The 10,529-nt window shown below is 59.4% G+C and carries 8 protein-coding genes; 4 read left to right on the plus strand and 4 right to left on the minus strand.

What is annotated here, in order from left to right; all coding sequences use genetic code 11:
- Positions 1-139: 139 nt before the first annotated feature.
- The 4 genes from B2W52_RS04420 to B2W52_RS04435 form a co-directional block, all read right to left on the minus strand.
- Positions 140-1,303, minus strand: a complete 1,164-nt coding sequence (locus B2W52_RS04420) for an acyl-CoA dehydrogenase family protein (RefSeq protein ID WP_286801565.1) — start codon at positions 1,301-1,303, stop codon at positions 140-142.
- A gap of 205 nt (positions 1,304-1,508) precedes the next feature.
- Positions 1,509-3,125 carry an acyl-CoA carboxylase subunit beta gene (locus tag B2W52_RS04425; RefSeq protein WP_286801567.1) on the minus strand — a complete coding sequence of 539 codons (1,617 nt, stop codon included), beginning with the start codon at positions 3,123-3,125 and terminating at the stop codon, positions 1,509-1,511.
- A 10-nt stretch (positions 3,126-3,135) separates the two neighbouring features.
- A complete protein-coding gene (locus tag B2W52_RS04430) occupies positions 3,136-4,002 on the minus strand; it encodes an SDR family oxidoreductase (protein WP_008174073.1) in 867 nt (288 codons plus the stop codon).
- A gap of 150 nt (positions 4,003-4,152) precedes the next feature.
- Positions 4,153-5,949, minus strand: coding sequence for an acyclic terpene utilization AtuA family protein (locus tag B2W52_RS04435; protein ID WP_008174075.1), 1,797 nt, complete (start codon positions 5,947-5,949; stop codon positions 4,153-4,155).
- Positions 5,950-6,055: 106 nt separating this feature from the next.
- Between B2W52_RS04435 and B2W52_RS04440 the strand changes: the two genes are divergently transcribed.
- From B2W52_RS04440 to B2W52_RS04455, 4 genes are all read left to right on the plus strand, one after another.
- Positions 6,056-6,715, plus strand: a complete 660-nt coding sequence (locus B2W52_RS04440; RefSeq protein WP_008174077.1) for a TetR/AcrR family transcriptional regulator — start codon at positions 6,056-6,058, stop codon at positions 6,713-6,715.
- A gap of 204 nt (positions 6,716-6,919) precedes the next feature.
- Positions 6,920-7,984, plus strand: coding sequence for a hypothetical protein (locus B2W52_RS04445; protein WP_273070369.1), 1,065 nt, complete (start codon positions 6,920-6,922; stop codon positions 7,982-7,984).
- A gap of 58 nt (positions 7,985-8,042) precedes the next feature.
- Positions 8,043-9,053, plus strand: a complete 1,011-nt coding sequence (locus B2W52_RS04450) for a putative solute-binding protein (RefSeq protein WP_069182999.1) — start codon at positions 8,043-8,045, stop codon at positions 9,051-9,053.
- A 15-nt stretch (positions 9,054-9,068) separates the two neighbouring features.
- Positions 9,069-10,529, plus strand: a 1,461-nt coding sequence (locus tag B2W52_RS04455; RefSeq protein WP_286801571.1) for a C4-dicarboxylate ABC transporter, incomplete at its 3' end; no start/stop codon positions are given.

Below are 10,529 nucleotides of genomic sequence, written 5' to 3' on the forward strand. Positions count from 1 at the left end.
GTTAATAGTTAACAGTTAATAGTTAATAGTTAATAGTTAATAGTTAACGTCAAAAAACCGTTGCAAAAACGCATGACAAACATTGCTATCGCGCAAACGCTGGTCGGTGCGCGCTGTTTTCGCTGTTAACTGTTCACTATTAACTGTTCTTCTTTTTGCCCGGCAGCATGCCCATGGTCTTGCAGATAATGCCGAGCATGACTTCGTCGGCGCCGCCGCCGATGGAGCCCAGGCGGCCGTCGCGGTAGAGCTGGCTGGCCGGGTTGTCCCACATAAAGCCGTTGCCGCCCCAGTACTGCATGCAGCCGTCGGCCACTTCCCGGGACAGGCGGCCGGCCTTGAGCTTGGCCATGGACGCCAGACGCAGCACGTCGCCGCCGTTGATGTAGGTTTCGCAGGCCTGCCACACCAGCGCGCGCAGCATTTCCACCTCGGTCTGCAGCTCCGCCAGCTTGAAATGCACGGACTGGTTATCCAGCAGCGACATGCCGAACACCTGGCGCTCGCGGGCGTAGTCGATGGTCTGGGCGATCAGGTTGTCGCAGCCCTTGATGGCGTTGGCGGCGCCCCACAGGCGCTCTTCCTGGAACTGCATCATCTGCATCATGAAGCCCATGCCTTCCTGGCCGATCAGGTTGCGCTGCGGCACGCGCACGTCGTCGAAGAACACCTGGGCGGTTTCCGAGCTGCGCATGCCCAGCTTGTTGAGCGGCTTGTCCACGGTGATGCCGCCGGCGTCCTTGGGCACCACGATCAGGGACTTGTTGACGTGCGGCTTGTCGTCGGAGGTGTTGGCCAGCAGACAGAAGAAGTCGGCGCTGGGCGAGTTGGTGATCCACATCTTGGTGCCGTTGATCACGTAGTCGTCGCCGTCCTTTTTGGCGTTGGTCTTGATGTTGGCCACGTCGGAGCCGGCGTGGGGCTCGGACACCGCGATCGAGGCGACCATGTCACCGGCGATGGCCGGCGCCAGGTAGTCGCGCTTGAGCTCGTCGGAGCCGAAGCGGGCCAGGGCGGGCGTGGCCATGTCGGTCTGCACGCCGATGGACAACGGCACGCCCCCGCAGGTGGCGCCGCCGATTTCCTCGGCGACGATCAGGCCGTAGGAATAATCCAGACCCATGCCGCCGTATTCCTCGGGCTTGGTGACGCCCAGCAGGCCCAGGTCGCCCATCTTCTTGAACACGTCGTGGATCGGAAAACGGCCCGCCGCTTCCCACTCCGGCACGAACGGGTTCACCTCTTTCTCGATAAAATTACGCACCGTGCGGCGCAGCTCTTCATGTTCCTGAGTAAACAACATGGTCGTGTCCTGTGTTTTGTTCGGCTCGTTTTGTTGAGCGCTGGGATGTCGGTGGTAACCAAAAAAACTGGTGGTTTTAGTTAACAGTTAATAGTTAACAGTGAAGAGCGAAACAGGGTGCGGTCCGGCCTTCGCCGTCCGCACCGAGCCTTTCTGCAACGGTGTTTTCGCTATTAACTGCTCACTATTCACTTTTAACTGCTCTCTACAGTCGTGCCACGCCAAAGGTATTGGCGTTCAGCTCCCGTTGCTCCGCTTGCCGGCAGATGTCGAGCACGTAGGCCAGCACCTTGCGGGTGTCGCGGGGGTCGATGATGCCGTCGTCCCAGAGGCGGGCGGTGCCGTAGAGCGCGGTGGATTGCGCGTCCAGTTTCTGGGCCGTGCTTTGCTGCAGCATGTCGAGCACCTTTTCGTCCGGTTCCAGGCCGTTGGCGCGCTGCTTGGCTTCGGCGACGATGCGCAGCACGGTGCCGGCCTGCTGGCCGCCCATCACCGCCACCTTGGCGTTGGGCCAGGCGAAGATGAAGCGCGGGTCCAGGCCGCGGCCGCACATGGCGTAGTTGCCGGCGCCGTAGGAGCCGCCCACGAGAATGGAAATTTTCGGGACCCGGGCGTTGGCCACCGCCTGGATCATCTTCGAGCCGTGCTTGATGACGCCGTTCTGCTCCGGGTCGGTGCCGACCATGAAACCGGTGGTGTTGTGGAGAAACAGTAAAGGCCGGCGGGTCTGGTCGCAGAGCTGGATGAACTGGGCCGCCTTGGCGGCGCCGCGCGGGGTGATCGGGCCGTTGTTGCCGATGATGCCGACTGAATGACCTTCAATTCGGATGGTGCCGCAGACGGTCTGGTCGTCGAACTCGTTCTTGAAGTCCATGAACTTTGAACCGTCGGCAATGCGGGAGAGGATTTCGCGCACATCGTAGGGCTTTTTGGAATCCGCCGGGATGACACCCAACAGCTCCTCGGCCGGGTAGAGCGGTTCCTCCCATTGAAGTTCGCGCCGGGGTGGCAGCTGCTCGTTCCAGGGCAGGGCTTCGAGGATGTTTCTGGCCTGGCGGATGCCGTCGGCGTCGTCTTCGGCCAGGTACTCTGCCGTTCCTGCCACGGTCGCATGCATCTCCGCGCCGCCAAGTTCCTCATCGGTGGCAACTTCGCCGGTTGCTGCCTTCAGCAGTGGTGGGCCGGCCAGGAACATCTTGGCTTGTTCGCGCACCACGATCACGTAGTCGGACAGACCCGGCTGGTAGGCGCCGCCGGCAGTGGCATTGCCGTGAACTACGGTGACCTGGGGAATGCCCGCAGCCGACATCCGCGCCTGATTGGCAAAGCCCCGGGCGCCGAGCACGAAAATATCAGTGGCGTAGTTCAGGTTGGCGCCGCCGCTCTCGGAAAGGGATACCACCGGCAGCTTGTTTTCCATGGCGATCTGCTGCAGGCGCAGCGTCTTGTCCAGGCCGGCAGGGGTAATGGTGCCGCCTTTGATGGCGCTGTTGCTGGCCACCACCAGACAGCGGATGCCGCTCACATAACCGATACCGGCGATGATCCCGCCGCCGGCGAGGCTGCCGTCCTTGTCGTCGTGCATCTTGTAGCCTGCCAGGGAGCAGAGTTCCAGAAAGGGCGTGCCGCGGTCCAGCAACCGGTTAATACGGTCCCTCGGGAGCAGCTTGCCCCGTTTGATGAACTTCTCCCGGGCGGCTTCCGCCAAATCCAGAACCTTTTGCTCAACGTCCCGGAACGTGGTGATGTGGGCGTCCATGGCTTCGGCGTTGGTGCGGAAGTCCTCGGACGTGGAGCTTACCGTGGATTCAAGTACCTGCATGGTCGGCTCCTCAGTCGTCGCTCAGAACTTTCGGGGTGATGGCCCGGTGAAAGCCGTTGTAGGGTTCGTTGTTCTTGGCTTTCGGTAGCGGCCAGACCCGACCTCCCTGTGACGCACCGCCGTCGATCCGCAGACAATCCCCGCTGATAAACGCTGCGCCAGGGCTGAGTAAAAAACAGATGGCCGAGCTGACTTCGGATTCGGTGCCCATGCGTTTGATCGGGACGTTATCACCAAGGCTGCGAATCCACTGCTTCATGTGTTCGGGGTAGTTATCCATGCCACTGGAGGCAATCCAGCCCGGAGCGACTGCGTTTACACGAACCCCGGACGCGCCCCACTCAACGGCGGCTGTCTGGGTAAAGTTCACCATGCCGGCCCTGGCGGCGCCGGAGTGTCCCATGCCGGGCATACCACCCCACATATCGGCCACGATATTTACAATAGCGCCCCCGGTTTTTGACAGCGCCTGGGTGTAGGATTCCCGTGCCATCAGGAAGCCGCCGGTCAGATTGGTTCGAACCACCGTCTCCCAGCCCTTCTGGTTGATCCCGGTCAGCGGCGCCTGGAACTGCCCGCCGGCATTGTTCACCAAACCATTCAGGCCTCCGTGTTCGGCAATGATCGCCTTCACCGTGGCTTTGACCGAGTCCTCTTCACGGATATCACAGACATGGGCGGACGCAATGCCGCCGTCCTCGGTGATCTCTGCTTTCACAGATTCCACTTTCTCGGCCTTGCGGCCGACCAGGGCAACCCGTGCGCCCAGGGCAGCGAGTTCATGGGCCGTACACCGGCCAATACCAGAACCGCCGCCGGTAACAATATACACCTGGCCCTTAAACAAGTCGGGATGAAACACAGACTGATAGCTCATAGTAACGAAGACCCTTTCAAAGTTCGGGCGCTCTGGTTGGTAGCGCGTTTCGGGACTGTGAGCAGCAAGGATGCTGCGATCAAGCCTACATGGATGTATTCACGGCGTGTCCCGGAACGCGCTATCAACCAGAGTGCATGCACCAATAAATCAATCTTTAACCAGACCAGAAGGAACAGGCACCGGAAACTCCAATAGCTGCTGCGCAAACGCCTTCCCTTGTGGATCAATCCGCAGGCTGGCCACGCCACCGCCGCCAAGGCTGTGCTCCAGCAGGAAATTGATGGCCTTCAGCCCGGGCATGGCCCAGCGGGTCACCCGGCCGGTTTCCGGATTCAGGGTATGGGCCATCCAGTCCGCAACCGCCGCTTCCGTCAGCGCGGTTTCAATGAACGGCAGAAATTCCGGTTTGCGGGCGATCACGCCAATGTTGGTGTGGTCGCCCTTGTCACCGCTGCGGGCCCAGGCAAGCTTCACCAGCGGCACAGTGGTGTCCGTTTCGTCTGTCTCGTGTGTGAACGACTGGGGCTGGAGGTCGCTGTTATCGAAACCGCCGCTGGTTTCGACTCCAACGGTTTGCCGCTCGCCGCCCAGATCCACGGACACATCAACTTCCGTTTTCGGCACCAGGCATGAATACAACCGGATCTTCGGCCACACGGTCGGCCGGCCACCCACAATCCCGGTGATTCCCGGTGCCATCCCCGTGGCTGCCTGGGCAATCTCGCGGGAAAACAGTACAAGGGCCTCTTTCTTGGGATGGGCGGTGCTGATCTTGACCACTACTTCGCGGCAATCCTCGCCACGGCCATGAGCACCGTAGGTCGTTTCCGTACCCAGAAGCTCAATACTGGTTTCGCTGTAATCAGGCAGGCCACGTTCGCTGAACATGCGTGAGGTCTTGGCCAGAATGGCCTGTGCGACAGTCTGGGCCTTGGCCCTGGCATTCATGCCTGCCAGCAGGAAGGTAACCGTGCACTTGAAACCATCCGGCCAGGTGCCCGATACCTTGTAACTGTCGGTGGGTGGTAGCCCCCGTGCGCCCCGCACCTGTACACGGTCTTTACCGGTTTCCTCCAGCTCTACACCTGTGAAATCGCAGGTAACGTCAGGCAGCAGGTAGGCCCTTGGGTCACCGATTTCGTAGACCAGCTGTTCCGCAACTGTGCCACGACTAACCAGCCCGCCGGTGTCTTCGGGCTTGGTGATAAAAAAGTCGCCGTTGGCACTCACTTCGGCTATCGGGAATCCCATGTTGGCGTAGCCGCCAGCTACCGCTTCCCAGTCGGTGAAGTTGCCGCCGGTGGCCTGGGCACCGCACTCGAGCAGATGCCCGGCCAGGCTGCCCTGCGCCAGTTTGTCGTAGTCTTGCCAGCTCCAGCCGAACTCGTGCACCAGCGGTGCCAATACCAGGGCACTGTCTGCCACCCGGCCGGTAATAACGATGTCCGCGCCCTGTTCCAGAGCCGCAACCAGACCTGGCGCTCCCAGATAGGCATTCAGGCTGACCATCATTGCGGGCATCGGTTGGCCGGAACCCATCTCCTTGACGCCCATATCTGCGAGATTTTTCTTTTTCATCAGAAGGTCGTCGCCCAGAACCAGGGCGATCTTCATGTCCACGCCGGCTTTTTCACAGAGAGCCTGAAGGGCGTCACGACAGGCCACCGGGTTGACGCCGCCGGCGTTGGCCAGCACCCGAATGCCCTTTTCCTTGATGTCACCGAGCAAGGGGCCCATGACCGTCTGTACGAAATCCCGCGCATACCCCTGGGATGGGTCCTTCATTTTCTGGCCCGCCATGATCGACATGGTGATTTCGGCCAGATAATCGGCTACCAGATAGTCGATATTGCCCTTGTGGACCAGCTGCGCGGCAGCCGTTTCCGTGTCGCCCCAGAAGGCGGCGGAGCATCCGATGCGAACAGTGTTGGGGGATTCAGCCATCTTCCTGTGCCCTGTAAATGATTGCTGATTGAAAATGGGAGCGGTGGCGGTTTTGCCACACGATGGAGATGACAATACCAAGCAAGCGCTTGGTTTGTAAACAGGCATGTTTCAGGTAGAATTAAAGGCCTCTTATGCCAACCGAGTAGCCGTAGTGAGCCAGAACCAGATCCTCCAGTCCCTGATCGCAGAAAACCTTGTGTCAGACCCCGAAGGCGCTCGCGGCCGTCTGCTCACTGAGGCGGCTCGGCTGTTCCGGGAAAAAGGCTACGAGCGCACTACAGTTCGTGACCTTGCCGCTGCCGTGGGTATTCAGTCCGGCAGCCTGTTCCACCACTTTCGAACCAAGGAAGAGATCCTCAAGGCAGTGATGGTAGAAACCATCCGGCTGAACACCGCGCTCATGCAGGCGGCTCTGGAGGCCGCCGATACCAGCAGGCAGAAGCTTCGTGGACTGATCCGCGCGGAACTTGAATCTATCAATGGCCAGACCGGCGAAGCGATGGCGGTTCTGGTATTTGAATGGCGGAGTCTGTCGGCCCCGTCCCAGGGCGAAGTGCTGGAGCTTCGGGACATCTACGAGAAACTGTGGCTGGATGTGCTGGAATCATTGAAGCGCGAGGGCGCGCTGGAGGCGGATCCCTTCGTTGTTCGAAGGATGTTGACCGGCGCTCTCAGCTGGACCGTAACCTGGTACAAACCGGAGCGGGGAGGGCTGACACTGGATGGCCTGACCGATCAGGTAATGGCAATGATGGCTCTGTAAGCGGATTGGCGTTTTCAAAAGTCATTGTTTTATATCAATAATATTCTGGCAAATTCCTTTCCTTCCGGGCCATTGGCCCGATCGGCATAACAAAATCGGCATTCGAGCCATTTTTGTAGGACAGTTTTCACCGCATTCTTGCACCCGTTGACAAAAACCGAGTTCAGATCGGGCAAACAAAAACAACGTGATGCAGGGTGAAATATGATCTCCTCTCTGGCAAGGCTCGGACCGCGCCTTTTCGCGGCTCGCCTCAAGGCTCTCTCGCTGGCGGCGGTTGCCGCACTCGCAGGTTGCTCGGCAAATCCCATCTACACCACCACTGGCGTTGTGCTCTCCAACTACTCCGAGGGCGAGGCCACACCCTACGTATTGCAGATGTCCGATGCCCAGATGGCCTGTGCGTTGGGTGAGGGCGTTGATCCGTTGCTCTATTCCTTTTCACGGGTGACCGATGCCCCTGACAGCACCGGCTCCTTGCTGATGCTCCTGGCAGGCAATTGCGCCGAGTATGAAGCCTGGGAGGCTGAGCTCGCCTATCTCAGGGCAGACTATGAGGGTGATGTGGCAGCGGCCAAGGACGCCAGAGAAGTGGCCAAGCGCTTGAATGCGCTGACCGCGAAACGCAGGTACGCCTCCTTTCAGAGAGCGATGGCAGCCTATGAGTTTGATCCCGCCGCCGACCCCCTTGAATGCCCGTTCCTGTTCACCGAGCAGGACGAAATCACCTTCCTGCTGGGCCTGCTGACCGGCATGCAGGCTATCGTAAACGATGCCAATTCCGGCGCTATGGCCGGCGTACCCAGGAACATTGCGCCTCAGGCCGAGCGTGCAGCTACCTGTCTGGACAATGAAAAGTGGGGCGGAATGCCCAATGCCATCCGGGCGCTGGTCTGGCTGCTGCTGCCGGATACCCGGCCGGCACTGGCGCCGGATCCCTGGCAGGTGCTGGAGCACAGCAGGAAGCTGGGCGTCGAAAAAGGCATGCGGGTTCCGCACGCGCTCCAGGCTGTTGCCGCCGAAACCTTTGGCCGGCCCGAAAAACTTGAAGAAGCCATCGCCACTTTCGCCGAGGCCGATGCAACGATTGAGGTCTGGGACGACTACCGTCTCGTGGATGAAGTTGCTGCCGGAGTGGTTCGCTTTTCTTCGGACAAGCACTGGACCGCCAACTACGGCTATCGGACGCCGCAATCCTACTTCGGCAGGATGAGCCCTGAGCGGCAAACCGAAAACGTCGAAACCATGAATCTGGACGACCTGCTGTAAGGCAGGTGGCCGACATCCTCTGAAAACTGACAAACACAAGAATGACCCGGAGGTCGTTATGATCCGCAAATCCCTGACTGCCATGGCTCTTGTCGCTGCCGCTCCTCTGGCATCGGCGCAGTCTGTCTCCATGTGTGTATTCGATGTCATCGGCGCCAATGGAGACTTCTACAACTTTGTCAAAGACTATGCCCTGGAGATGAAAGGTCACGGCGTGGATTTCCAGCTGAAACCTTACACCGACGAGGGTGTAGCCATAGGTGATTTCAATGCCGGGCAGTGCGATGCGGTTGCCGCCACCGACATCCGGATTCGTCCATTCAACAAGTTCACGGGCAGCATCAGTGCCGTGGGAGCCCTTCCCACCTACGACAATCTTAAGACCCTGCTGGCCACGCTGGCCCAGCCCAAAGCAGCGCCGTTGATGAAGGATAATGGCTACGAAGTGCTCGGAATCATTCCGGTCGGTGCCGGTTATCTGTTTGTGAACGATCGCAGCATCGATACCGCCGGCGAGCTGGCGGGAAAGCGGATGGCGACTCTCGATTACCAGAAAGACGCCATTCACATGGTGAACTTCGTCAAGGCCACGGTGGTGCCTTCCGACATCACCAATTTCGCCGGCAAATTTAACAACGGTTCTGTGGATACCGCCTATGCGCCGGCCTTCGCTTACGAGGCCCTGGAACTTTATAAAGGCATCGGCGAGAGCGGGGGTGTGGTGGACTATCCGCTGGCCCAGCTGACGCTTCAGATGGTCGCCCGGGATGACGTGCTCGACGATGAAACCGCGCAGAAAGCCCGGGAAGTAGCCTGGAATATGTTCCCGCAGGCCATGGGCCTGATCGAAGGCCAGGAAGCGGCGATTCCTGAAGAAAAATGGGTGCGCATCCCTGAAAAAGATATCCGTGGTTATCAGGAAATGTTCCGGGAGAACCGGATCGAGATGCGTGATGGATTGAACGGTGCCCCGGATGTGTATCATCCGAAGATGATGGGGCTGCTCAGCAAGATTCGTTGCGCCAGTAACCCCGCTGCTGCCGAATGCACCGCGGCCAACCGCGAATAACGGGGCAAAACCATCATGAACTGGCGAGCCATCACCGCCCCGGCCGCACGAACCCTGTACCCCGTACATCGCGTGTACGGGGCCGTTCTGCTGCTCCTGCTGCTATTCACCCTGTTGCTGGGCATGGGCAATTCTCTCCATTCCCGTCTGCTCTGGGTTGGTGAGCAGACCTGGCCAAATTATTACCTGCTCAACCCGGATGCCACGGAGCCATCGTGTCAGTTGGCGATGGACATTGATGCTGAGGTGGCCCGACGGGTAGCCAACTATAAGCCGGATCCGGACGACCTGTTCAGTTCACCGCCCAATCCGGAAGCCATTCGTAAATCGCTGCAGAGCAATCTGGAACTCTGCCAGCAGCAATACGATGTCTACGAGCAGAACCTTGCCCATGCCACGCCGGCTCTCGGCGCTTTCAAGGCGGTAGAGCAGGGGCTGGCGGATTTCCTTCTGGACAACATTGAGCTTACCAAGTACCTGTTCATCGCAATGTTCGCGATGGCCGCCGCCATTGCGGCACTGGACACGGACCACATAGCCTTGCGCCTGCCCCGCAATCGTGCCGAATGGCGGTTGAGCCAGGGTGTGCAGTTTGTGGTTAACGGTCTGATGGTGCTGTCCCTGAACGCTTACCTGGGCAAGCTGGCGACATCGCCCGGATCGGAAGACACCATGAGCCTCCAATATGCCTGGGGCGGGGTCTTCGGTCTGTTCATGGTGATCAATGCGGTCCGGTTTCTGAACGTCCCGGAACGGATTCGTCCCGGCGGACTTTCCGCCTCCTCGGGCCTGGTAATTCCGCTGTATTGCGCCATGGGCCTGATCGCCATGAGTTACTTCTTCCTGGTAGACGGGTATGCCTCGGGCCTGGCTATCTATTTCGGAATGATGTCCAACCTGTCGTCCATGTTTATCAACATTGGCCTTTACGTGCTGGTGGGCATGATGCTCAAGCAGACCCGGATTCCCGAACTTCTGCTGAATCTTATTAAGCCTTTCAATCTGCCTGCACCGCTGCTGGCTTCGGTAATCATCTTCGCCACGGCCTTTCCGACCGCATTTACCGGCGCATCCGGTATATTCATCCTGGCCGTGGGTGGGGTGGTCTATGACGAACTGCGCCGCGCCGGCGCAGGGCGCCAGCTGTCTCTGGCAACGACCGCCATGTCGGGCAGTCTCGGGGTGGTTCTCAATCCATGCCTGCTGATTGTCGTTGTCGCAGCCCTCAATAAAGAAGTCACGACCACCGAAATGTACAGTTGGGGCTTCTGGGTTTTCATCATGTCAGCGACGCTGTTTTCGCTGATTGTCTGCAAGACCCAGGGCAACTGGAAGCCCCGTCCGGCGCCGGGGGCCTTTCGCGCCGCCCTCGCTGAAAGCCGGGCTTTGCTGCCTTATGTGGCAGTGGCGGCCCTGGTCATCGTGTCTATCTGGGTGGTTCTCGGATTGAAGTTTAACGAGTACAGCGCACCGTTG

It is taken from the genome of Marinobacter sp. UBA2498 (genome assembly GCF_002341575.1).
GTDB classification, from domain to species: Bacteria; Pseudomonadota; Gammaproteobacteria; order Pseudomonadales; family Oleiphilaceae; genus Marinobacter; species Marinobacter manganoxydans.